The organism is Dactylosporangium sp. NPDC051484 (assembly GCF_040689395.1).
In the GTDB taxonomy this organism is placed as follows: domain Bacteria; phylum Actinomycetota; class Actinomycetes; order Mycobacteriales; family Micromonosporaceae; genus Dactylosporangium.
In genome coordinates, this window is the sequence record NZ_JBFAZX010000003.1 from 159,730 (window position 1) to 183,409 (window position 23,680).

General features: G+C 71.0%; 21 protein-coding genes and 1 pseudogene. 12 read left to right on the forward strand and 10 right to left on the reverse strand.

What is annotated here, in order from left to right; all coding sequences use genetic code 11:
* Positions 1–6: 6 nt before the first annotated feature.
* The 3 genes from AB0367_RS07070 (at position 7) to AB0367_RS07080 (ending at position 3,911) form a co-directional block, all read left to right on the forward strand.
* Positions 7–813: an HAD family hydrolase gene (locus AB0367_RS07070; RefSeq protein ID WP_366225277.1), complete on the forward strand. Its 807-nt coding sequence runs from the start codon at positions 7–9 to the stop codon at positions 811–813.
* Positions 814–945: 132 nt separating this feature from the next.
* Positions 946–2,229: a TerD family protein gene (locus AB0367_RS07075; RefSeq protein WP_366225279.1), complete on the forward strand. Its 1,284-nt coding sequence runs from the start codon at positions 946–948 to the stop codon at positions 2,227–2,229.
* 38 nt (positions 2,230–2,267) lie between these two features.
* On the forward strand, positions 2,268–3,911 hold the full coding sequence (locus AB0367_RS07080; RefSeq protein WP_366225280.1) for a TerD family protein: 1,644 nt from the start codon (positions 2,268–2,270) through the stop codon (positions 3,909–3,911).
* A 130-nt stretch (positions 3,912–4,041) separates the two neighbouring features.
* Here AB0367_RS07080 and AB0367_RS07085 read toward each other — a convergent pair whose 3' ends face one another.
* Positions 4,042–4,746: a Crp/Fnr family transcriptional regulator gene (locus AB0367_RS07085; protein ID WP_366225281.1), complete on the reverse strand. Its 705-nt coding sequence runs from the start codon at positions 4,744–4,746 to the stop codon at positions 4,042–4,044.
* A 101-nt stretch (positions 4,747–4,847) separates the two neighbouring features.
* On the opposite strand from AB0367_RS07085, the gene AB0367_RS07090 reads away from it, so the two are divergent.
* Complete coding sequence (locus AB0367_RS07090; protein WP_366225282.1) at positions 4,848–5,513, forward strand: TetR family transcriptional regulator; 666 nt, start codon at positions 4,848–4,850, stop codon at positions 5,511–5,513.
* 164 nt (positions 5,514–5,677) lie between these two features.
* Here the strand turns inward: AB0367_RS07090 and AB0367_RS07095 are convergent, their stop codons facing one another.
* From AB0367_RS07095 to AB0367_RS07105, 3 genes and pseudogenes are all read right to left on the reverse strand, one after another.
* Complete coding sequence (locus AB0367_RS07095; protein WP_366225283.1) at positions 5,678–6,790, reverse strand: 3-dehydroquinate synthase II; 1,113 nt, start codon at positions 6,788–6,790, stop codon at positions 5,678–5,680.
* Positions 6,762–7,595, reverse strand: a complete 834-nt coding sequence (locus tag AB0367_RS07100) for a 2-amino-3,7-dideoxy-D-threo-hept-6-ulosonate synthase (protein WP_366225284.1) — start codon at positions 7,593–7,595, stop codon at positions 6,762–6,764. The genes AB0367_RS07095 and AB0367_RS07100 overlap by 29 nt, the downstream gene beginning before the upstream one ends.
* Before the next feature lie 69 nt (positions 7,596–7,664).
* Positions 7,665–7,745, reverse strand: a pseudogene (locus AB0367_RS07105) (multicopper oxidase domain-containing protein); the annotation flags it as partial.
* A 430-nt stretch (positions 7,746–8,175) separates the two neighbouring features.
* Here AB0367_RS07105 and AB0367_RS07110 point away from each other — a divergent pair.
* Positions 8,176–9,243 (forward strand): hypothetical protein, encoded by a 1,068-nt coding sequence (locus tag AB0367_RS07110; protein WP_366225285.1) that lies wholly within the window; start codon positions 8,176–8,178, stop codon positions 9,241–9,243.
* A gap of 239 nt (positions 9,244–9,482) precedes the next feature.
* Here the strand turns inward: AB0367_RS07110 and AB0367_RS07115 are convergent, their stop codons facing one another.
* From AB0367_RS07115 to AB0367_RS07125, 3 genes are all read right to left on the reverse strand, one after another.
* Complete coding sequence (locus AB0367_RS07115; RefSeq protein ID WP_366225286.1) at positions 9,483–10,313, reverse strand: ABC transporter permease; 831 nt, start codon at positions 10,311–10,313, stop codon at positions 9,483–9,485.
* Complete coding sequence (locus tag AB0367_RS07120) at positions 10,310–11,272, reverse strand: ABC transporter ATP-binding protein (RefSeq protein ID WP_366225287.1); 963 nt, start codon at positions 11,270–11,272, stop codon at positions 10,310–10,312. The genes AB0367_RS07115 and AB0367_RS07120 overlap by 4 nt, the downstream gene beginning before the upstream one ends.
* Positions 11,273–11,396: 124 nt before the next feature.
* Positions 11,397–12,002, reverse strand: a complete 606-nt coding sequence (locus tag AB0367_RS07125; RefSeq protein WP_366225288.1) for a response regulator transcription factor — start codon at positions 12,000–12,002, stop codon at positions 11,397–11,399.
* A gap of 264 nt (positions 12,003–12,266) precedes the next feature.
* Between AB0367_RS07125 and AB0367_RS07130 the strand changes: the two genes are divergently transcribed.
* The 4 genes from AB0367_RS07130 to AB0367_RS07145 all read left to right on the forward strand — a co-directional run bounded on the left by AB0367_RS07130 (position 12,267) and on the right by AB0367_RS07145 (position 17,466).
* Positions 12,267–12,455: a hypothetical protein gene (locus AB0367_RS07130; RefSeq protein WP_366225289.1), complete on the forward strand. Its 189-nt coding sequence runs from the start codon at positions 12,267–12,269 to the stop codon at positions 12,453–12,455.
* 1 nt (position 12,456) lies between these two features.
* On the forward strand, positions 12,457–14,721 hold the full coding sequence (locus tag AB0367_RS07135; RefSeq protein ID WP_366225290.1) for a TOMM precursor leader peptide-binding protein: 2,265 nt from the start codon (positions 12,457–12,459) through the stop codon (positions 14,719–14,721).
* 9 nt (positions 14,722–14,730) lie between these two features.
* Complete coding sequence (locus tag AB0367_RS07140; protein WP_366225291.1) at positions 14,731–16,125, forward strand: SagB family peptide dehydrogenase; 1,395 nt, start codon at positions 14,731–14,733, stop codon at positions 16,123–16,125.
* 99 nt (positions 16,126–16,224) lie between these two features.
* Positions 16,225–17,466, forward strand: a complete 1,242-nt coding sequence (locus tag AB0367_RS07145; RefSeq protein ID WP_366225292.1) for a histidine kinase — start codon at positions 16,225–16,227, stop codon at positions 17,464–17,466.
* Here AB0367_RS07145 and AB0367_RS07150 read toward each other — a convergent pair.
* Positions 17,432–18,037 carry a response regulator transcription factor gene (locus AB0367_RS07150; RefSeq protein ID WP_366225293.1) on the reverse strand — a complete coding sequence of 202 codons (606 nt, stop codon included), beginning with the start codon at positions 18,035–18,037 and terminating at the stop codon, positions 17,432–17,434. The genes AB0367_RS07145 and AB0367_RS07150 overlap by 35 nt on opposite strands.
* A 66-nt stretch (positions 18,038–18,103) precedes the next feature.
* Positions 18,104–19,627 carry an AMP-binding protein gene (locus AB0367_RS07155; protein ID WP_366225294.1) on the reverse strand — a complete coding sequence of 508 codons (1,524 nt, stop codon included), beginning with the start codon at positions 19,625–19,627 and terminating at the stop codon, positions 18,104–18,106.
* A gap of 139 nt (positions 19,628–19,766) precedes the next feature.
* Here AB0367_RS07155 and AB0367_RS07160 point away from each other — a divergent pair, with 139 nt between their 5' ends.
* The gene (locus AB0367_RS07160; protein ID WP_366225295.1) at positions 19,767–21,287 is read left to right on the forward strand and encodes a SagB family peptide dehydrogenase; all 1,521 of its coding nucleotides are present in this window, start codon (positions 19,767–19,769) and stop codon (positions 21,285–21,287) included.
* A gap of 210 nt (positions 21,288–21,497) precedes the next feature.
* A complete protein-coding gene (locus AB0367_RS07165; RefSeq protein ID WP_366225296.1) occupies positions 21,498–21,674 on the forward strand; it encodes a thiazolylpeptide-type bacteriocin in 177 nt (58 codons plus the stop codon).
* Positions 21,675–21,783: 109 nt separating this feature from the next.
* On the opposite strand, the gene AB0367_RS07170 is transcribed toward AB0367_RS07165, so the two are convergent.
* Positions 21,784–22,338 carry a hypothetical protein gene (locus AB0367_RS07170; protein ID WP_366225297.1) on the reverse strand — a complete coding sequence of 185 codons (555 nt, stop codon included), beginning with the start codon at positions 22,336–22,338 and terminating at the stop codon, positions 21,784–21,786.
* A gap of 185 nt (positions 22,339–22,523) precedes the next feature.
* On the opposite strand from AB0367_RS07170, the gene AB0367_RS07175 reads away from it, so the two are divergent.
* A complete protein-coding gene (locus AB0367_RS07175; RefSeq protein WP_366225299.1) occupies positions 22,524–23,678 on the forward strand; it encodes a hypothetical protein in 1,155 nt (384 codons plus the stop codon).
* Positions 23,679–23,680 lie beyond the last annotated feature (2 nt).

The following is a 23,680-nucleotide window of genomic DNA, read 5'->3' on the forward strand; positions in this document are numbered from 1 at the left end:
TGTGCCTTGCGTTCTTCCGTGACCGTCGCGTGTGATCTGGACCGGACACTCATCTACTCGCGGTCGGCGATGGGGTCGGACGCCGAGGCGGCACAGCTGCATCTGGTCGAAATGTACGAGGGCCGGCCGCTCTCGTTCTACACACGCAACACCCACCGGCTGCTCGACGCGCTGCGGACGATGGCCGAGTTCGTGCCGGCGACGACCCGGACCGTCGCTCAGTACCGCCGGATCGCCTGGGCAACGGAACCGGCGTACGCAGTCACTTCCAACGGCGGCCGGATCCTTGCCGGTGGGCGCGTCGACGAGGATTGGTCGGCGCGGATGGCCGGCGTGCTAGCGCGGGAATGCGCGTCGTTCGCGGAGGTCGGCGAGCACGTCCGTGCGACCGCGAATCAGGAGGGAATCCGCAGATGGCACGAGGCCGACGGAATGTTTCACTACACAGTGATGGAGCGCGCCAAGCTTCCGTCTGGCCTCATCGATGACCTGTCGGGCTGGTGCACCGAACGCGGCTGGACCGTTTCGGTGCAGGGACGCAAGCTCTATTGCGTGCCGAAGCCGCTGGCGAAATCCGCAGCGGTCGCCGAGGTGCACCACCGCGTCGGCGGAAGCCGGCTGCTGGCTGCCGGCGACTCGATACTCGACGCGGAACTGCTCGCCGTCGCCGACGCGGCGATCCGCCCGGCGCACGGTGAACTGCACCGCATCGACTGGCACTGCCCCGACCTCACCGTCACGCAGCGCTCCGGCATCCTCGGCGGCGAGGAGATCGTCGCCTGGCTCCTGGCCACCGCCGCGCCCACGGGATGACGTACCAGGCGGATCCACGGGTCTTCTCCTGCGTCGGGGCAACGGCCTGGCGATGAGATTCTCGGCTGGTAGGCAGCCATACCGGTATCCCTCGGCCTTGACGCGGCCACCTGACCAGAGGAGACACAAAGCATGGCCATCGTGCTGGTGAAGGGCCAGAACACCGCGCTCGCAGCGAACGACGTGCGGGTCGTGGTGGAGGTCGCCTGCCCGACCGACCTCTCGGCGCTGTTGGTAACGAATGACGACAAGGTGCGCTCCGACGCCGACTTCGTCTTCTACAACCAGCCCGACGGGCCCGGGGTATCCTGCCGTCAGCCGGGAGCCGGGCAATCGTGGCACGTCACGGTCAGCACCGGCGCCGTGCCGGCCGATGTGGACAAGGTCCGGATCGTGATGAGCGTCGACGGGACCGGCCTGCGGTTCGGGCAGGTGACCCCACCCGTCGCCCGGATCTTCGACGCGGCCGGAACGGAGCTCATCCAATACGTGGTCAGCGGTCTCACGACCGAGAGCATCGTGATCGCGGTGGAGTTGTACCGGCGGGCCGGCACATGGAAAGTACGTGCCGTCGGTCAGGGGTATGCCGGTGGTCTCGCCGACCTCATCCGCGACCACGGCGTGACCGTCGACGATGCGCCGGCCGCCACGTCCCAGCCGGTCACGCCCCCGCCCGCCGTGCCGTCGCAGGTCGTCGCGGCCCAGGTCGCCAGCGCCCAGCCGCATCATGTCCAGGCGCAGCCCGCGTCTGCGCCGTACGCCCAGGCGCAGCCCACACAGCCGCAGTACACCCGTCCATCCCCACCGCAACGGCCAGCGGACCAGCCGGTGGGCAGGCCCGGCGCTCCGGTGAGCCTGACCAAGGGTCAGCGGGTCTCGCTGCGCAAGCAGGACGGCTCAGCGCTCACCCTGGTCCGGATGGGGCTGGGATGGGACCCACTGCGCAGGCGTAGCCTCTTCGGTAACCGCGAGGTCGACATCGACCTGGACGCCTCGGCGATCCTTTTCGCCGACCACCAGCCGGTGGACCTCGCCTTCTACAACCAGCTCCGCAGCAAGGACGGATCGGTCCTGCACACCGGCGACAACCGCACCGGGGACGGCGACGGTGACGACGAGTCCATCATCGTCGATCTGGCCAGGGTGCCCGCGTATGTCACCACAGTCATCTTCGTGGTTACCTCCTACCAAGGGCACACGTTCCAGCAGGTTCAGGCCGCGTTCTGCCGGCTGGTCGACGAGACGACCCGCGCGGAACTGGCCCGCTATACGCTCTCCGGAGGCGCCCTCAGCACCGGGATGGTCATGGCCAAGGTCTTCCGGGACGGCAACACCTGGAAGATGATGGCGATCGGCGAGCCCGTGCAGGGCAAGCAACCTCTGGAACTGATCCCTGCCCTGGGGCGTTTCCTGTAGCCGTGCCGCATCCGGGTTCATCGGCACCAGGAGGGAACATGACGCTGGTCCTCGTGAAGGGGCAGAACGCGCCCCTGGTCGCAAGCTGGCTCAAGGTGACCGTCGACGCTGCCGTCGCGGTCGACCTGTCCGCTGTGCTGCTCGCGGAGACGGGGCGTGTCAGGTCCGACGGAGACTTCGTCTTCTACAACCAACCGAAGGGTGCGGGGTTGTCGTGGCGGCCATTTGACGGCGGTGGGGCGCAACGGGTCGAGGTCGACCTGTCCGCGCTCCCCGCCGATGTGGTGCGCATCCTGGCGGTGGTCAGCCGGGATGGCCCCACCGCGACCTTCGGTGGTGTCCCGGCGCCGGTGGCCCGAGCCACCGACGCCACCGGCGCGGAGCTGGCGACATTCTCCATCGACGGGCTGAGCGCGGAGCGCGCGGTGATCGCCTGGGAGCTGTACCGCCGTGGCGGCGGCTGGAAGATACGGGCCGTCGGCCAGGGCTATTCGGGCGGTCTCGCGGAGTTGGCGGTGGTCCACGGGGTGGACGTGGAGCAGGACGAGCCGCCTCCGGCCTCAGCCGAGTCGTACCGGCCGGCGCCGGCTGTGCCCGCCCCGCCGGTGGGTGGGGTCCCGCAGGAGCGCCTCTGCGAGCAGGTGCGCGGTGTCTTCGAGGACGCGGCCCGCTCGGCGTACGCACTGCGGTCGGCCATCGGTTACGCGGCCCAGCGCCGCGACGACGAGATCAGCGAACTGCTCGCCGATCCACGCTTCCGGAACTCTCCGGAGACTGCCTCGGCCCGCGCCGAAGCGGACCGCAGACATGACGAGCTGGTGAGCCGAGCCGAGTCGGACCACCGCCGTGACGTCGCGCAGCTCGTCAGCGAGCTGCGCGGCCTGGCGGTCACGCTGCCGGCTCCGATGGCGGGCTGGGACAGTCCGGCATGGCGGGGACGGCTCCCACCCCCGACGACAGCGGCGGCGATTCGGGTCGGCGAGCTACACGTCCCGGAGGCTCCGCAGCTGCGGATCCCCCTGCTGTTCCGGCTTCCGCTGACCCGTGCGCTGTGGATCGATTCGGCCAACGTCGATCGACCGGCCGCCGTGTCGATGGCCCGTTCGATTGTGGTCCGGCTGCTCGCTGCCCATCCGGCCGGCTGGTTGGGCGTTTCAGTGGCGGATCTCGCGGGTGGGGGCACCGCCGCCCTCGCGCTCGATCCGACCGGCGCACCGGGTTCCGGGCGGTTGTCCCCCCCGGTCGCTACGACGCCCCAGCAGCTCAACGCACTCCTCGACAATCTTGTCGACCGCGTCGACCTGGTTCAGATGGCGATGCGCGCGGGCACCGTGGGGACGCTACCGGGCACGATCGACGGCGGCCGCCGGTTGCTGGTGCTCCACGACTTTCCGTACGGATTCGACGAACGTTCGGTCGCCCAACTGCAGTACCTGCTCAGCGAGGGGCCAGCGGCAGGTGTCCACCTCCTGATGGTCGCCGATCCGGCGGACTCCTCCACGCTCGGTCCGTTGATCTCGGCGATGTGGCGCTCGATGTCACGGCTGCCGGTAGTCTCCGACGATCACATGGGTGACCCTTGGGTAGGGTTGACATGGACCTTCACCCCGGACGCGCCCGCCGGCAGCACTGCCGTGGACGAGATCCTGGCTCGCCTCGCGCGCGGGGCGGACGGTCGGTGAACCGGCCGGTGGAACACGCCCGCAGCGGCGTCCCGCCGTTGGCGGTCTTCGCCCTGCCGCGCCGCGTCGTTCCCGATCCGGCGACAGGCGCGGCGCTGGTCATTCCCCGCCGGGCGGCGGGGCGCTGACGTCAGCGGCGGCGCTTGTGCTGGGCGCGGCGAGCCAGCGGTGCGTCGTCGAGGATGACGATGCACTTGTTCTCCAGCCGGACCCAGCCGCGGCTGGCGTACTGCGCCAGCACCTTGTTCACCGACTCCCGGGACGCGCCGACGAACTGGGCCAGCTCGGTCTGGGTGAGGTCGTGCACGACCCGCGTCGCGCCGTCCTCGGCCACGCCGAACTGGTTGGCGAGCTGGATGAGCTGGCCGGCGACCCGGCCGGGCACGTCGGTGAAGAGCCGGTCGTGGACGGTGGCCCGGTTGCCGCGGATCCGGCGGGCGACGACCTGCAGCAGCTGCTCGGCGACGTGCGGGCGCTGGGCGATCCAGCGGTACAGCGCGGTCTTGTGCAGCCGGGCCAGCCGCGCGCCGGACACGACCGTCGCGGTGGTGACCCGCGGGCCGCCGTCGAGCAGCTCGATCTCGCCGAACTGGTCCGACGGGCCGAGCAGCGCCAGCAGCCCCTCGCGACCGTCGTGGGAGCGGCGGCTGAGCTTCACCTTGCCGTCCAGCAGGACGTAGAGGTAGTCGGCGGTCTCGCCCTCGCGGAACAGCACCGTGCGGCGCTGGGCGTGGACGATCTCGAAGTCGCGCTCGAGCGACTCGGCCGCGTCCACGTCCGCGTACTCGAACAGCTCGGCCGTGCGCACGAGTTCGGGTGAATATGTCGTTGACATGGGCCCTCCCGGAGCGGCGCGGTACCAAGTACCGTTAGGACGGTACTAGATCCCATGGCGGCGGGGCAACAGCCTGTCCGACGATGCGCGAGGATGGCACGGTGAGCGGAATCCCCGTACGAGAGCGCCTGGTCGATGCGGCGTTGGACCTGTTCGATGAGCGCGGCTACGAGCAGACGACCGCCGATGACATCGCCGACCGCGCGGGCGTCGGCCGCACGACGCTGTTTCGGCACTACCGGTCCAAGGAAGACGTGATCTTCCCGGACCACGATCGGCTCGTCACGGCCGTGCGTGAGCGCCTGGCCACCTCCAGCGCCGACACGGCGCTCGTCGCGGTGACCGACGCGGTGCGGCTGGTGCTGCTGCGCTACATCGAGGAGGGCGACCGCGCCCGGCGCCGCTACGCGCTGACCAGCCGGGTGGCCGCCCTGCGCGACCGGGAGATCGCCAGCGTCGCGCGCTACCAGCGGCTCTTTCGCGAGTTCATCGCCGAGTGGATGGGCCCGGCACCGGGCGCGGCGCTGCGCGCCGAGCTGATGGCCGCCGCCGTGGTCTCGGCGCACAACCATGTCCTGCGCCGCTGGCTGCGCCGCGACGCCGCGGACCCGGCCGCCGAGCTGGACGCGGCCATGGCCCAGGTGGTCTCGCTGTTCACCCGCCCGGACGAGCCGGCGGGCGGCGGCTCCACGGTCGTCGTGCTGCGCGACCTCCGCGACCCCGAATACGTCGCGGCCACCATCCGCCGGGCCCTTCAGCAGGCCTGAGGTATTGCCAACGGACCGAACAGGCAGTTGTTCCAGCTCACCACGGTGAGTCCAGTAGCCGTTGAGCTCTGAGGCAGCGAAGTCGGGTCCGGACGCGATGACGCTGGAGAGCCGCCCGCTCCGCGCCACGGCGGTCGGGTGGGCGCGGGGCGGGCGGATAGGAGTCACTGCTCGCGGCAGAACTCCTTGATCGGGTAGCCGACGTGGCGGTCGGCGGTCGGGAGGTGGCCGAGGATGCGGTGGCCCGGCTTCAGCTCGGTCGAGTTCAGCACGGCGCCGCCGGGGCCGAGGACGCGGACGTGCCAGTCGTCCTGCAGGATCAGGTTGACCGTACGCCCGTCGGCCGAGACGGCGTCGATCGAGATCAGCGGACGAGTCTCGATTTTGACCCGGCCGACCGTGACCGCGCGCGCCCGCCCGTCGGTGTCGACGGCCAGCACCTTGCTGCCCGCCTCTAGCTCGCTCAGGTATTGGGTGCGGCCGTTGGGTCCCACAGTGTACGAGTGGATCGCGCCCGCGTTCACCCGGAACGGCCGGGTCGGCATGTACGGCAGCGGATGCGTCTCGCTCACGCACAGCACCATGCCCTTGGAGTGTGATCCGACCAGGATGCCCTCGTTCTTGCCGAAGTAGGTGCAGGTGTCCACGCAGGCCCGCTCGCCCATTCCGACGTGCCGGGTCCGGGTGACCTCCAGCTCGACCAGCTCGATCCGGCCGGTTCCGGCGGAGGCGGCGAGGCGCAGCGCGGTCGCGTCGCCAACCTGCGTGGCCGCCATCAGCACGCCGTCCGAGCCGACCTCGAGCACGCCGTAAAGGATCTCGGCCTCCTCGGCGTCGTGGGCGAGCGTGACGATGGTGCCGTTTGCACCGGCCGCCGCGGCCAGCACGATCTCCAGCGGGATCTTCGTGGGGTCGCGGAAGTCGAGCACGGCGACCGCCTCGTTGCGGGCCGCGGTGCAGGCCTCCTCCAGGGTCGGCGCGTCGACGATCTGGACGTACCGGCCGAAGCGGATGCCGGGGTGCGACTCGACCAGTTCGGCATGCTTGGCCGTGGGGCCGGGCAGCACCACGGTGTCGGCCGCGCCGAAGTCGGCGGGGATCGGCTCGCCGTCGCCGATGACGAGCACCCGGCCCACCGTGGGCGGCAACCCCGCCAGGGAGTCCGGGTCGGCGGTCACGAGGGCGTCGATGCGCTGGTGTACCGCCTCTTCCAGGATCGCCGCGGTGGCCGCACCCGCCCCGCGGATGTCAAGCCAGCACAGCCGCTGATCCGTCATGGTGTCCTCCTGTGATGTCGGTGAACGGCTCGATGGGGTACTGGTGGATGAGCCGGGCGATCTTCTTGGCCAGTCGCTCGGGATCGGCGGCCTGGAACAGGTTGCGGCCCATCGCCACGCCGGCCGCCCCGCCAGCCATCGCGTCGGCCACGAACTGCAGCAGTTCGGTGTCGCTGCCCCGGCGCGGCCCGCCGGCCACCAGCACCGGGATCGGGCAGATGCCGGTCAGTTCGAGCATCCGCGAGACCGAGCCGGGATAGACCGTCTTGACCAGGTCGGCGCCGAGGTCGGCGGCGATGGTGACGGCGTGCGCGACCAGGGCCGGGTCGGATGGGTCGGTGATCTTCGGGCCGCGCGGATACATCATCGCCATGAGCGGCAGGTTCCAGCGGTCGCAGGCGTCGGCGATCCGGGCGAGGTCCTGAATCTGCTGGTGTTCCTCCAGCGAACCCATGTTGACGTGCACGCTGACTCCGTCGGCGCCGATCCGGATCGCCTCCTCCACGGCCGTGACCATGTATTTGGCGTCCGGGTCGAGCGCGTGTCCGGTGCTCGCGTTGAGGTGCACGATCAGCGACATCTCGGCGAACCGGTCCGGGTGTATGTGCCGGACGCTGCCCTTGTGCACGATGACCGCGTCCACGCCGCCGGCCGCGAGGTGACCCATGAGGCGATCCAGCGAGCTGGTCCGGGTGACGATGGGGCCGTCGGCGATGGAGTGGTCGACCGGTGCGATCAGCAGGCCGGCCGTGCTGTGGTGGTGAAGCCTGCGCAGTCGTAACGACCGCGCCGCGTGACTGTGCAAAGTGATCTCCTGCCTTTCCTGCTTCCGGCCGGCGGATCCCGGTGAACCGCAGCCAAATCGATGCCGGATTCAGCGAATGCTCATCCGCGCCATCATTCCCATGGCACTGTGGCCGACCATGTGGCAGTGGTACGGATAGACCCCGCGGGTGCTTGTCGAAGTTCGCCACGAACGTGACCGTCTCGCCCGGCCACAACAGCACGGTGTCCTTCCAACCGGATTCCACGGCGGGCGCCGGCCGCCCGTTCCGTGAGGTCAGTCGGAATTGGGTGAGGTGCATGTGGAAACGCCCAGCCGCAAGATGTCTCGACGATCGGGCACGGTCTTTCCTCCTCACACGGTTCGCCGTCCGTTTCCGATGTCATTCGATGATGCGGGCGGCGCGTTCTCTTTCCGGATGCGGACGGCGCCGGTCGTCACATCTGTCACGGTCTTGATGATCGCGGTCACCGACGGGTGCCCGGGTAATTGCCGGAAAGCGATTCCGGTGCGATCGTCGGGGCATTCCTTGCATAGTCTCGGACCATTCTCGACTGTCCCTGGGAGGCATGACATGGCCGATGCCCCGACGCCACCTGCAGTGGAATTCGATCCGACCGGGGCAACCGGTCTGCGTCTGCACACCCGGGCCCCGGCGACGCTGCCGTGGCTCGCCCGGCATGTCGTGCCGGTGGCCCGTGACCTGGCCGGCGAAGGCGGCCGTGTCGTCTTTCTGCGCCAGGGATGGCAGCACGGGCCGCACGTGGACATCGTGGCCCGCCGCGCGTTCGGCCCGGCTCCGGACTGGGAGACGTTGGCCGCCCGGCTCGACGCCGGCCCGCTCGACCCGGCGACCGCGTTGAGCACCGAGGTGTACCTGGCCCGGGCGCGCGAGTTGGGCAAGCTGGAGGGCATACCGGAGCCGTACCCGCCGATGCGCCCGCACGGCGCGGTCGACCTGCTCTACGCCGACGAGTTCGCCGGCGAGCACGCCGAGCTGACCCGGCTCCGGGACGTGGTGCTCGGCATCACCGGGAAGCCGCTCATGCGGACCATCGACGAGCTGGCCGCCGATCCGGCGCTAGCCACCACCCGGCTGGCCGAGTCGTTCCTGGCGCTGGCCGACACGCATCCGCTGGGCCTGGCGTACGGGGCCCTGTCGCTGCGCTACCACGTGGAGTCGTTCCTGTCCGCGGCGGTGCCGAGCCGGAAGGTGCGGACCACCTTCGCGCACCGGCTGCTGGCCGAGGCCGACCAGCTGCACGCTGTGGTGACCGCCTGGCTGGCCGACATGCCCAGCGCCTCGGCGGTCGGCTGGAAGACCGCGTTTGCCTACTGCGCCGGGGCGCTGGACCACTCGGCGGCCTCCGGTCACCTGACGTCGGGGTTGCTGGAATCGGTGTCGGGGGCGCCCCAGGAACCGTCCGACGGGCCGTTCCAGCGAGCGCTGGCGGCGTCGAGCAGCGGTGAGCAGCCGTCGCCGTTCTTCGCCTCCTACCGGCTGCTGACGACCCTCTTCTACCAGCAGTTGCCGCTGCTGACGGTGTCGCCGTTGCAGCGCTACTACATGTGCTGGGCGATCGCCGAGACGATCGACGAGGTGCTCGGCGAGTCCTGGCAGGACCGGCTGGTCACGCAGCGCTGGGAGCCGGCCGCCTTCGTCCACTGACCACACACCGCCCGTTATCCCCCCTCGCCACCCCGGCTCCTGCGCGAGCCGGGGTGGCGTCGTATGCGGGGACGGCGGTGCGGCATGCAGTGCGGCGGCCGGCGCGGCGTGGGGCCGGTCCGGCGGCCGGGACCAGAAACGAAGGCGCCCGGACCGTTTTGGCCGGACCAGCAAGCGGCAGCAAATGCGAAGGCGCCCGGACCGCGGCAACGGTCCGGGCGCCTTCGGCGGGAGCAGGCCTATTCCGGGCGGGGATCCCAGCGGAACCGCAGCACGGCGACGATCGCACCGGCCACTCCCCAGGCCAGCAGCACGCCCTGTTCGGTCCACTTCAGGTGGGCGTTCGTGGTGAACGCGGCCAGGATCGCGTCGTTGAACGGCTTCACCGGCAGCACGTCGCCGACGTGGGTGAGCAGCGACGAGTGGATCGGGAAGTAGGTGCCCGACAGGAACAGCAGCGGCAGCTGGACGAACTGGACCACCGCCGGTGCCGCCTCAGGATTGCGTACCAGGGCCGACACCCCGGCGCCGAGCGCGCAGAACGAGGCCGCGCCGAGCACCAGGGTGACCGCGAGCACGCCCCAGCTGACCGGCATGGGCACCCGGTAGGCAGCGCCGACGCCGACGATCAGCGCCACCTCGATCACGCTGACCAGCACGCAGTGGGCGAGGAGGCCCGCGAAGTAGATCCAGGCCGGCAGCGGTGTCGCGTGCACCCGCTTGAGCACCCCGGTCTGGCGGCGCATGGCCAGAGCGATGGCCAGTTGGCCGTAACAGGCGCCGAGCACCGACAGCGCGGCGATGGTCGCGGTGTAGTACTGCAGTCCGGTGTGGCCGTAGAAGAACTCGCTCGACGTGCCACCGCGGAACACCGCCCCGACGATGGTCATGAAGGCGAGCGGAAAGATGAAGGTGAAGATCATCGCCTGCGGGTTGCGCCAGAACGTGAGCTGCTCGTACCGGATCTGGTGGACCAGAATGCGAAGGTCGCCACCGCGCCGGGCGGTCGTGGCGGCGCTGCCGACGGTGGCCGGGGTGGCCGAGGTGGCCGGGGTGATCGTGCTGGTCATGCCGTTCTCCTGTCCTTGCGACGGCGCGACCTCGACCGCGCCTCCGGGTCGGGCCGACCGGCGTCGTCACCGGTCAGGCTCAGGTAGACGTCCTCGAGGCTGGGCCGGTGCACGGCCAGGCCGGGCAGCACGGTGTCGCGGGTCAGCGCCCAGCCGGTCAGCTTGTGCAGCACGGCGGTCACGTCGTCCACCTCGAAGGTGACCGACCGCTGGTCGGTCTCGCTCGGGACGATCGGCAGGTCGGCGACCTCGACTCCGTCCGGGAGGGTGAACCGGATCTGCGCCTGAGCCGTGTCGCGCCCGCCGATCGTCTCCGGCGTGCCCTGCGCGACGATCTTGCCGGCGGCCAGCACCACGATGTCGTCGGCCAGTGTCTGCGCCTCCTCCATGTAGTGCGTGGTCAGCATGACCGTGGTGCCGGTGTCGCACAGGTTGCGCACCACCTCCCAGGCGGCGCGCCGCGCGGTCGGGTCGAAGCCAGTGGTCGGCTCGTCCAGGAAAAGAAGTTCCGGGTTGCCGATCACACCGAGCGCCATGTCCAGCCGGCGCTTCTGCCCGCCGGAGAGATTGCGCACCTTGTCGTTCTGCTTGCCGCCCAGACCGACGAGCGCGATCGTCTCGTCGACGTCGCGTGGCCGCGGGTAATACCCAGCGCTTCGGGTAATGGTCTCCCGTACCGTCAGGTACGGCTCCACCGCGATGTCCTGGAGCACCAGGCCGACCCGCTCGCGCAGCCACCGCCGGTTCCCGCGGCCGCTCGGATCCCGGCCGAGCACCTCGACCCGGCCCCCGTCGCGGTGCCGGAAGCCCTCCAGTATCTCGAGGGTGGTGGTCTTGCCGGCACCATTCGGGCCGAGCAGGGCGAAGATCGTACCCGGCCGCACCTCGAAACTGATTCCGGCGACCGCCTCGTGGTCGCGGTAGCGTTTTCGCAGGCCGTCCACGACGAGCGTGCTCATCCGCGATCCTCCCTTGTCTGCATTGCTGTTCCCTTCCTGTGATTTGGCCGGGGCGGTAAGCATTCCGGCGCTCATCGGGCAGAGGGCCGATGACGGATGTCATCGGCCCGGGACTCGCCACGTACTAGAGCCAGCCCTGCTCGTATGCGATCCGGGCGGCGTCGAACCGGTTGCGGCCCTTGAGCTTGCGCATCGCGGTGGACGAGATGTTGCGGACCGTTCCGGCCGACAGGAACAGCTCCTTGGCGATCTCCTTCACCGAGGCGCCGCTGACCGTGAGGCTGAGGATCTCCCGTTCCCGGTGCGAGAGGGTCTGGTTGGTCGGGCCGGCCGGGCCGATCAGCCCCGGGTCGATGGTCAGGCAGCCGGAGGCGACCCCGCGGATCGCGCCGACCAGGTACGGCAGGCGGGCGTGCTTGGGGATGACGCTGAGCGCGCCGGCCTCGACCGCCCGGTCCACCAGGTCCCGGGTCGGTTTCGCACTGATCAGGGCGACCCCGCAGCCGGGCAGCGCGGCCCGGACCTCCCGGGTGAGGTGCAACACGTCCACATTGGCCATGCCCATGTTCAGGATGGCGACGGTGGGACGCAGCAGGCGGACGGTCGACACGACGTGCTGTGCCCTGTTGATCAGACCGACGATCTCGAAGCCGGGCACCGCGCGCAGCGTCTCGGCGAAGGCGTCCAGCACCAGGGCGTGGTCGTCCGCGACCACGATTCGAATGCTCATTGTCTACCCCCTTGTCCATGAAGAGCGGTCGACGAGCCACCTGCTCGACCGTGTCATCGAGCCTGTCAACGAGGGGCAGGGGTGGGCCAGTGCGCGGCTCACGGGCGCCGCGTGAATCTCTCTGGCCGGCGCCCGTGAAAGTCTCATATGAGTTCTTCACAGGCGTGCCGTGATCCCAGCACTGGTGCACGCGGCGGCCGCACCGAAATGATTTCTCCATCGCCGGCATCCCGAGATGCCCATCAAATCGAGCGGAGAAACGTCATGAGCCAGCTGTCCAGCGCCGAGTGTCTGCTTTCCGGAATCGATGGTGCGGCGCGGGCCGCCGACGCCCCGGCCGCCCCGGGCGTACGGATCAGCGTCTTCGACACCTCCCTGGCCGACGACCCGACCGGCATGGCCGAATTCACCTGGATCTGCCTGATCGAGCTGCCCCACGGCCGGGTGGTCTGAGATGACCGGCATCGTGCCGCGCCCGTGGGTCGGCTTCCGGCGGGATCTGCGCGCCGAGGTGGTGGCGGGCGAGGCGACCTACCTCTTCTCCGAGCACGGAGTCACCGCGATCGAGGCCGAGTCGCTGGAGCGCCTGGTGCCGCTGCTGGACGGCACCCGTGACGTGGCCGCGTTGATGCGGGCTGCTGCGGGGGAGAGCCCGGACCAGATCACCGCGCTGATCCGTAACCTGGCCGACGCCGGTCTGCTCACCGCGCACCGCCCGGACGCCGGCCTGGCGGACCCGGCAGCGCTGGCCTATTGGGAGTCGGCGGGGCTGGACGGGCACGACGCGGCCGGCGCGGTGGGCGCCGCCTCGGTGGCCGTGACCGCGGTCGGCGAGACCGACTCCGCCGCCGTGCTGGCCGCCTGCGAGGCGGCCGGCCTGACCACTGTGGCCGGCGCCGCGGACCTGGGCGTGGTGCTCTGCACTGACTACCTCGACGCGGAGCTGGCCCGGGTGGACGCCGAGCACCGCGCCGCCGGCCGGCCGTGGATGCTGGCCAAGCCGGTCGGCACCCAGTTGTGGCTGGGGCCGGTCTTCGAGCCGGGCGGCGCCTGCTGGCACTGCCTGGTGCACCGACTGTGGACGCACCGGCGGGCCGAGGCGTACGTGCAGCGCACGCTGGGCCGTCGTGGTCCGGTGCCGCGTCCCCGGGCGACGATCGCCCCGGCGGCCGCGGTCGCGGCCAACCTGATCGCGCTGGAGGCGGCCAAGTGGGCGGCCGGACAGCGCAATGCCGGGCAGCGGTCGGTGTGGGTGCTGGACACCCTCACCCTGCGCGGCGAGCATCACGACCTGCGCGCCCGTCCGCAGTGCCACTCATGCGGCGACCCGGAGCTGGTCCGCCGGCAGACCCGCCAGCCGGTGCGCCTGCAGTCTCGCCCGAAGGCGAGCGTCGCCGACGGAGGGCATCGCGCGCTCACCGCAGAGGAGATGCGGCGCCGCTTCGGCCATCTGATCAGCCCGATCACCGGGGTGGTACGGGAGATCAGGCAGGACGATCGGGGGCCGGCCTTCCTCAACGCGTACCGCGCCGGGGCGAATCTGGCCGTCGACCCGCGGGGGATCGGCGATCTGCGCCATGGGCTCCGCGGCGAGCACGGCGGCAAGGGGGTCACCGCGGTGCAGGCCGAGGTGAGCGCGCTGTGCGAGGCGGTGGAGCGGTGCAGCGGCGCGTACCACGGGGACGAGCTGACCGTGCGGGCGAGCCTGGCCGAGCTCGGCGACGAGGCGGTGCATCCGAACGCGCTGCAGCTTGTGCACGAGCGGCAACGGGCCGGCCGGGACGAATGGAACGACCGGCATTCGGCCTTCCAGTGGATCGGGCCGGAGTTCGACGAGTCGGCGACGATCGACTGGACGCCGGTGTGGTCACTGACCGGCGGCAGGTCCCGCCTGGTGCCGACCGGGCTGCTGTACTACGGCTCCCCGGCGGTGGAAGGGGCGCGCGGGCTGCGGGCCGACTCGAACGGCTGCGCCGCCGGCAGCAGCCTTGAGGACGCCGTCCTGCAGGGCTTCTTCGAGCTGGTGGAACGCGACGCGGTGGCGCTGTGGTGGTACAACCGCACGCCATTGCCGGGCGTCGACCTGGACGCGTTCGGCGACGCCTGGATCGGCAAGCTGCGCCAGGTGCACCGGAGTCTGCATCGCGAGGTGTGGGCGCTGGACGTGACCGCCGACCTAGGCGTGCCGACGTTCGTCGCGCTGTCCCGGCGCATCGACAAGCCGGCCGAGGACATCGTGTTCGGCTTCGGCGCTCACCTGGACGCCCGGGTGGCACTGCGGCGGGCGCTGACCGAGCTGAACCAGATGCTGCCGGCCGTCGCCGCGGTCGACGCCGAGGACCGCGGGCATTCCTGCAACGACCCGGAGGCGCGGCGCTGGTGGCGGGACGCGACGGTGGCTGGCCAGCCGTACCTGTGGCCGGCCGTCGGGCAGGACTCCCGGACGCCCGCCGATTACCCCGGGCGAGTCTTCGCCGATCTGCGGGAGGACCTGCGCTGGGTGGAGCGCACGGTGGCCGATCACGGCTTGGAGCTGATGGTGCTGGACCAGACCCGTCCGGACATTGGCCTGCCGGTGGTCAAGGTGATCGTGCCCGGCCTGCGCCCGATGTGGGCCCGCTTCGCGCCGGGCCGCCTGTACGACGTGCCGGTCCGGCTGGGCCGGCGTACCGAACCGATCGCGTTCGAGGATCTCAACCCCATTCCCGTCTTTGTCTGAGAGTCCCTGGTGAATCTCTTCCTCCGGCCGGACGCCGGGCACGGGATACGCCCCATCGTGCTCTGGTCGCTCCGCGACGACGTACTGGTCGAATCGGCCCCGGGCGACGACGACCTGGTCCTGCTCAGCCGCTGGGGCGAAGTGCGGGTCGACCGCCCGGGCCCGGCCGTCCGCGAGTCACTGCGCCGGATGAGCTTCGGCCCGGTGTCGCTGGGCAATGTCATCGACGACGCTGCCGCCGAGGAGCGCCACACCCTCGCCACGCTGTTGGATGCGCTGCAGAACGTGCTGGTCCGTTCGATCGGACTGGCCGACGCCGGCGGCCCGCTGATGTCCGTCGTGCCGATCACCTCGCGGGCCCGGTTCGCGCCGGTCCCGGTGCCCGGTAACCGTGTGGTGCGGCTGTCCCGGGCGGCCTCGCTGCGCACCCACAGCGACAGCCTGGTGCTGGAGTCGCCGCTGTCCGACCACCGGGTGGTCCTGCACGACCCGCTGATCGCGGCCGCGGTTGCCGCGCTCGCCGCCCCGGCCACCGTGACGGCGGCCGGCACCGCGCTGGGCTGGTCGGACGAGCTCTTCGCCGAGGTGGTCGGCTACCTGGTCGCGGCGGGCATGGTGCGCACCGCCGAGCCCGGGCCGGTACCGCGGTTCGCCGAGGACAGCGATCCGGTGCTGCGTCCGTGGACGCACCACGAGCTGACCTTCCACATCGGCATCCGGGGCGGCCGCGCCGACGCCGGCCCGCCCGACGAGTGCTGCCCGCCGGACCCGTCCGACGGGCGCTCCGCGCGGCCTGTGAGCAGGCCGCTGCCGTTGCCCCGGCCGCCCGGGTCGATGGCGGACGACCCGCCGCTGACCGCTGCTTTGGCGGCGCAGCGGTCGTACCAGGACTTCGCCGGCACCCACGTCACCGTGGCGGAGCTTGGCGCGCTGCTGTACCGCGCGGCCCGGGGCCGGTTCCTGCGGGAGGAAGGCGAGTTGGAGGTGTACGTGGTCGCCGCGGCCTGTTCCGGCGTGCCCCGGGCGATCCACTGGTACGACCCGGACGCGCATGCACTGGTAGGCGTGAACGACCGGGAGGAGGATGTCACGGCACTGCTGCGGGAGGCGCGGATTGCCGGCGGGATGGCCCACGAGCCGCCGGTCCTGGTGACCATCACGTCGCGGCTCGGCCGGCTGCGGACCGGGCGCGCCGGTGAGGCGTACGCGACCACCCTGCGCCATGTCGGCGCACTGCAGGAGGTGCTGTGCCTGGTGGCGACCGCGATGGGCCTGGCGCCGTGCGCGGTAACCGTGCTGGACGAGGAGGACGCTAGCAGCCACGCGCTCGGTCTGGACTGGCGGGCCGAGTTCACCGCTGGCGGCTTCGCGGTCGGGCATCGGCCGGGATCAGCGGGGAGCTGAGCGCCCCGGGCGCCGGGCTGCGCCTCGAGCCGGGCAGATGGAATCCAGGTTGTCGCGATAATCTCACGCCGCGGGGAATGAACGACACAGGGGGGCCGTGTGCTCGAATCACGCGATGCGTACACATTGGACGACACACCGAAGAACGGCCTTCGGTCGCTGGCGCCGAAGCTGGCCCGCGGCGTGGTCGCCACCGTCTTCAGCGGTCTGTGCCTGGTCGCGACGCTCCACATTCTCGAGTTCGCCAGCGCGTGGCCGCTGGTTCTGCTCGCCCTGGCCGCCATGGCGGCGCTGTTGTCGGTGCAGTTGTTCTTCCTCTCCAGCCGCGCGCGGCGGCTCGGCAGGGGTGGCGTGTTTGCGATGAGCGGCCTGCAGGCCGCTCTCGGCTTCCTCCCCTTCCTCGCCTTCGGCCAGGCATGGGTCGGCATGCCGGGATTCGTGGCCGGCAGCGCCTTGCTCATGCTTCCCGCGCCGTTCTCGATCGTCGCCTTTCTGGTGGTCGTCGGCGCCACCGCTGTCATTCAGACGGCGATCGAGCCGCAGGTTCTGCTGGTCGCCTACACGACGGTCTCGACCGTGCTCACCGGACTGATCGTCTATGGCCTGTCCCGGATGACGCTGCTGGTCGCCGAACTGCACGAGACCCGCGCCGAGATGGCTCAGATGGCCGTCTTCAACGAGCGCCTGCGCTTCGCCCGCGACCTGCACGACCTGCTCGGCTACAGCCTGTCCGCAGTGACCCTGAAGAGCGAGCTGACCCGGCGCCTGATCGGCCGCAACGAGCAGCGCGCGCTGGCCGAGCTGGAGGAGATCCGGGACATCTCCCGCCAGGCATTGGCCGACGTGCGCCAGTTGGCCAGCGGATACCGCGACATGTCGTTCGATGACGAGGCCCGGTCGGCCCGCTCGGTGCTGTCCGCGGCCGACATCCGGGTGGTCATGAACATCGCCCACCCCGAGCTTCCCTGCCAGGTCAGCACGGTGCTGGCCACCGTGCTGCGGGAGGGCGTGACCAACCTGCTGCGGCACAGCAAGGCGAAGAACTGCCAGGTGGCGGTCGCTGTCCGGGGTGACCGGGTGCGGATGACGATCCGCAACGACGGCGCCGAGCAGAACCGCAGCGAGCCGTCCTCGTATGTCGGCAGCGGGCTGCGCAACCTCACCACCCGCACGGCGGCGCTGGGCGGGTCACTGTCCGCCTCGATCGCGCCGGACCGGTGGTTCGAGCTGTCCGCCGAGCTGCCGCTGACCGTGGCGGAGGCGGTCGGGAGCGGGCACAACGCCGAGGTGGTGCCGCTGCACCGCCCTAAAGCCAGCCGGCCTCACGCGCGATCCGAATAGCGTCGATCCGGTTGCGGGCGTTCAACTTGGTGACCGTAGTGGTCAGGTAGTTGCGGACGGTCCCGGTGGAGAGGAACAGCCGGGTGGCGATCTCGGTCGGCTCCACGCCGTCCGACGTCAGCCGCAGCACCTCCAGCTCCCGCGAGGTCAATGGGTTGTCCGCGATGTCCCAGGCGGCCAGGGCCAGCTGCGGATCGATCACGCGGCGGCCGGCCGCGACGCCGCGGATCGAGTCGGCCAGATGGTCAGGGGAGGCGTCCTTGAGAATGAAGCCGGCCACGTGGGCGGCCATCGCCCGGCGGAGGTTGCCCGGGCGGCCGAGGCTGGTCAGTATCAGGCAGCGGCAGGACGGCAACTGCTCGTGCAGTAGCGCGGCAGCGGTCAGCCCGTTGATGCCGGGAAGATCGATGTCCAGGACGGCCACGTCCGGGCGGTGCGCCAGGGCCTGCGGAAGGATGTCGTCGCCGGAGGCCACCTCGGCCACCACCTGGATGTCGGTCTCCATCTGCAATAGCGCGAGCAACGCCCCGCGGACCATGTTCATGTCCTCGGCCAGCAGCACCGTGATCACATACAGACTGTGCCATCGGCGGCCCTGATTGTCCAACGTGGTCGATCGGACCGGCACTTCGTCCGTTCAGCCTGCCGGTGGGGACTGATGGACGGTACCTTCCAGGCGCAGCGCCGCCACGTCGGGCTTGCCGGACGGCAGCAGCGGGATGCGCTCACACGAGTGGAACACCGCCGGGACATGGGCGGCGGAGAGCGTTGCGGTCAGGTGCGCCCGCAACGGCGGGACAGCCCGCGATGCCCCGGGCCGCCACTGCACCGCGGCGTGCGCCAGCTCCCCGCGGTCCGGGTCGACCACCTGGTAGACCACGGCCTCGGCCACCTCGGGGTGGCCGAGCAGGGCCCGTTCCACCTCGGCCGGATAGATCTTCAAGCCGTTGGCCTTGATCACGTTTCCCGTGCGCCCGATCAGGTGCAGGTATCCGTACCGGTCGAGGCGGCCCAGGTCACCGGTGCGCAACCAACCGTCTCGCAGGACCGGCGCGTCCGGGCCGGGGTCGCCCAGGTAGCCGGCCATCAGCGTGTCGCCGGCCACGCCCACCTCGCCCACCCCGCCCCGCACCACCGGCTCGTCGGTGCCGGGCACGCACAGCCGCAGGCGCAGCCAGGGGAACGGCCGGCCGACCGAGGCCAGCAGTTCCGGCTCGGTGTGGTCCAGCGGGCTGAGCGAGCACATGCCACCGGCCTCGGTGCTGCCGTACAACTGGGCCAGGCGGTCCCCGAAGATGCGGTACGCGACAGCGATCCGCTCGGGAGTGGCTACCGTCCCGCTGTAGATCACTGCCCGCAGGGAGCTCAAGTCGGCCTCGCCGATGCCGGGCCGGTCGATCAGCCGGTACAGGTGCGGCACGGCCAGGTAGACGTCGGTCACCCGGTGCCGGGCGACCGCGTCCAGGAACGCGTCCGCGTCGAACGCGCCGTGCAGCACGATCGTGCCCTCGTGCAGCAGCACCGCGTCCACCAGGGTCGCCGTGGCCTGGCTGATCGGGGTCACGCTGAGCAGCACGGGGCGGTCCCGCGGGGGCCGCTCGCCGAACGAGCCGGCCACCCGGGCGGCGCGGGCCGCGTACGTCTGCCGGACCAGTTTCGGCGCGTTCGTCGTCCCGCTGGTCAGGTCGATCACCGCGACCGCCTCCGGCCGGTACTCGGCCACCGGCGCGATCACGCCGACCGGGGCGGGTGCAGCCACGTCCCGGACCCGCAGGCCGGGAACGCGCCCGGCGAGCAGCGCGGCGCGCCCGGCGTTGGCAGCGTCGGTGACCAGCAACGTCGTACCGCTCTCGGCAAGGATCCTTGCCTGCGCGTCGACCGGAAGATGGTCGCCGTCGGCGCGGGCGTTCATCGAGCGCACGTGGGTGACGGTCGCGCCCAGCCGGTGCGCGGCGTAGCGGACGGTCAGGGTGGCGGGGGCGTTCGACCGGGTCAGGATCGCGACCGTACGCCCGGGACCGATCCCCTCGGTGTGCAGTGCCGCCGCGACCGCCAGGATCTCCGCGCGCAGGCGCCCGCGGCTGATCGGCCGATCCTGCCACCACAGCGCCGGCTGTTCCGGCCCCCGGGCCAGGATCTCCAGCAACCGCTCGACGTACATCTGGTCACCTCCGTCGATCTTCGATACTGGCGGCGCCGCCCCGGCCCGGCAAGGCGTGCCGGGGCAGGTCATGACGTACGTCATCGGCCCGGGCCGCACCTGCTGACAACGCGGCCGCCGGAGCCGGACAGTGGCTGCCATGGCATATCCAACGACGCTTCCGGCGCCGGGCGTCACGGTGGCGTTCCGGGACGGCGTTCGCCTCGCCGTCACCGGGACGAGTCTCGACGTGAGCGACGGCGACCGTCCGATCTTGCTGCGCCTGGACGGCGGCGATCTGAGCGCGGCGCTGCGCCGCCTGGCCGCGGGCCCGGTCCCGCTGGCCGAGCTGACCGGCGTACTGTCCACTGCGGACCGCAGCGCCCTGCACCGGGTGCTGGACCGGCTGGCCCGGTTCGTCGTTCGCAGCGTCCGCGTCGACGGCCGGGATCTGGTCCGGATCGAGCACACCGCGGCCGGGCACGAGCACCGCGCGGTCGTGGTCGACCCGGAGGTACCGGTCCGGCTGTCCCGCTTCGCCCTCTGCCGCCGCCGCAACGGCGCCCTGGTGCTCGAGTCGCCGCTGGCCAAGGTGCGGGTTCTGCTGGTCGATCCGGCTGCCCGCGGTGTGGTCGCCGCGCTCGGCGACCAGGTCACCGCGGCCGACCTGGCCGCCCGGGCGGAGGCCGGCGGACTTGGCGCCGACCGGGTGGCGGTGCTGTTGGGGCATCTCGTCGGCGCCGGACTGGCCGAGACGGCCGGCCAGGACGGCGCGTTCGCCGCCGACGCCGACCCGGTGCTGCGCCAGTGGGACTTCCACGATCTGCTGTTTCACTCCCGGATCCGGGCCGGCCGGTACGACGACCCGCTCGGCGGCCTGTTCCCGTACGTCGGGAGCATTGATCCACTACCGGCGGTGAAGACGCCGCCGGACGGCCCGTCGGTGCCGCTGTTCCGTCCGGACCTCGACGAGGTTCTGGCCGGCGACCCTAGGCTGACCGTGGCGCTGGAGGGCCGCCGCACCTTCCGCCAGTACGCCGCCGAGCCAATCACCCTGCGCCAGCTGGGCGAGTTCCTGTACCGGGTGGCCCGCGTGCGGGTGCGCCGCCCGGGCGGCCAGGGCCGGGATGTGGAACTGCTGTCCAAGCCGTATCCGACCGGCGGCGCGGCGTACGAGCTCGAGCTCTACCTGACCGTCCGCCGGTGCGCCGGCCTGGCGCCCGGGATCTACTACCACGACCCGGTCGGCCATCGGCTGGTGCTGGTGAATGACGATCCGGACGACCGCGTGGCACTGCTGCGCGGGGCGGCCAGGGCAACCGGCGACGAGGCCGACCCGGACCTGCTGATCACCATGACGGCGCGGTTTCAGCGGGTGTCGTGGAAGTACCAGGGCATGGCCTACGCCACCACGCTGCGGCACACCGGCGTGCTCTATCAGACCATGTACCTCGTCGCGACGGCGATGGGGCTGGCGCCCTGCGGGATCGGCATCGGCGACGCCGACCTGTCGGCGCGGGCGTTCGGCCTGGACTACCTGCGGGAGTCCTCGGTCGGCGACTTCCTGCTCGGCAGCCGGCCGCCGGGCAACCCGCCGTCGTGGCAGGAGGCGGATGGCTGGCACATGCTCAACGACCCCGCCTGGGCGGTCTGGGCGGGCGAGCGGCTGCGTGCCGACTGAGCGGTGCGGAACCGCGTGAAAAGGCGGCCGCCGGAGATTCCGGCGGCCGCTTTCCGGTATGTGCCAAAGTCGCGGAGATGACATCGAAAATGCGCGATGTGATATGTGTCAGCGGGATGCTCGAAATGGTGGACCGAGGGCCGGACGGCGGCCAGAATGGTAAATACCTCGAGGGCAACGAAACAATGAGAATCGGAAAGGGAGAACACCATGAGCATTGACAACACCCCTGCCAAGGACGTCGAGAAGGCTTTCGACTCCTTCGAGATCGAGGACCTCGAGATCCTGGACGTGTCGGAGGGTGTGGCCTTGCCGGAGATGGGCGCCTCGAACGGCTCCGTCGGCACCTCCTCGAGCACCTGCTCCAGCTCGTCGAGCTGCTGCTGAGGGCTCTGATCCGGGCCTGAAAGGCAACGCCGTCGGCTGTGCTCGTCCAACGCCAATTTGGACGAGTGCAGCCGATCTCGGCGTCTCCAGCCGGAGTGTGGCCGGAGGGTCAGCCCCGCTTGGCAACCAGCAGCGAGGTGGACCAGAGGACGGCGGCGGCCGGGAACCCGACCACCGTGCGTACGGCACCGTTGCTCGCATCGTACGCGAATGCGACGATCCCGGCCACGGCTGCCAGCATCATCAGCGTGCCGGTGAGCCAGTAGACGGGCACGTCGAACACCTTGGCCAGCGGCAGGAAGTGCAAGCCCACGATCAGGCCGACGATCGGCCAGAGCAGCGCCGGCTGTCCCGCCCGCACCACCACGAAGACCGATGCGACGATCAGCACCCACTGGGCCGCGTTGACCGCGGTGAAGACCGATCGGCTGTTGGGCGAGACGCGTCGCGGCCGTCCGGACGGCGAACCCGCCCGCAGGCGCCGGGCCGTCCACCAGATCGCACCGGCCAGTGCCGCAGCGGCCACGATCAGCAGCGCGGTGAGCGCCGCGTTCACGCTCAGCCCGGTGACCGCGATCACCGACCAGGACAGCCCGAAGGCGACCATGATCAGCACACCCTGAGCGAGTCCGTCCCGGTTGATTTCTGACACATCGGTCGGCATGAGTGCACCCTACCGCAACCGGGGAAACTCCGGCGGGTCGGTTCTTGCGTGGTGCTAGTCATCGGCCTCGTGACGCTTGTCAGCAATGCCGTGGTGCGGGCCGCGGCGGCGTCCGAGGATGACATTCCGAAACGTTTCTGACCCGCCGCCTGAATTGCGCGGCCGCTTTCCCGAAAGGGTAATCCATGTCGACGACGATCCAGGAGCGTCAATTGGCCCGGCCGCCGTCGGCCGCGCTTGCCGCTGGCGTGCGGCTCTACACCCGAGCCCCGATCACCCTGCCCTGGCTGGCCCGCACGGTCGTCCCGGTCGCCCGTGAGCTGCACGATGACGGCGTCGCCCGGATCCGGCTGCGTCGCGGCTGGCTGCACGGCCCGCACATCGACCTCATCGCGCACAGCACCGACGCCCGGGCAGTGGCCTGGGACGACGTGCGGCGACGGCTGGACGCCGGCCCGCTCGACGCGGCCACTGCGCTGACCGACGAGAAGTACCTGGACCAGGCGCGCGAGTTCGGCCGGCTGGAGGGCGTCGAGCCGCCTTACCTGCCGATGGCCGAGCACGGCACGGTGGCGCTGCTCGGCCCGGACGAGGCGGGGCCGCGTGACCCGGCACTGCGCGGCCTGGCCGCCCTCGACGCGGTGCACGGCGCGCTCACCGTGCCCCTGCTGGACGCGATCGGCGAGCTTGCCCGCGAGCCGGCTCGCGGAACGGTTCGGTTGACCGAGATGTTCCTGGCCTTGGCTGACTCGTACCACCTGGGGCTCGGGCACGGGATCTTCTCCTTCCGATCGCACGCCGAGGCGTTCCTGGCCTGGGCGAAGCCGGCCCGCGACGTGCGCCCGACCTTCGTGGCCCGGCTCGAGCGCGATGCCGCGGTGCTGCGCCCGCTGGTCGAGCAGCGGCTGGCCGGGGACGTCAGCCCGGCCGCGGCGGCGTGGCGGACCGCGTTCGCGTACGGCGCCGGCGTCCTGGACGCCACGGTCACCGACGGCAAGCTGACCCTGGCCATGCTCGACGCGCTCCACGACGGGCTCGATACGGCCGCGATGGGTCCGCCGACCGCCCCGGCCTCCGGACCCACCGGCGAGCTGCCGGACACCGACTTCCACCGAACCGTGCAGCGGTCCGGCCGGGGCGCCGGCGAGCAGGTGGCCGCCTGGTTCGCGAGTTACCGCACCCTGCTCAACGTCTTCTACCAGCAGCTGCCGCTGCTGACAGTGTCGCCCATCCAGCGCTACTACACGTGCTGGGCGATCGCCGAGCTGGTCGACGAGGTGCTCGGCGAGAGCTGGCTGGACCGGCTCGGTCGCTCCCGTCTCCGGGTGCTCGCCCGCTAGTC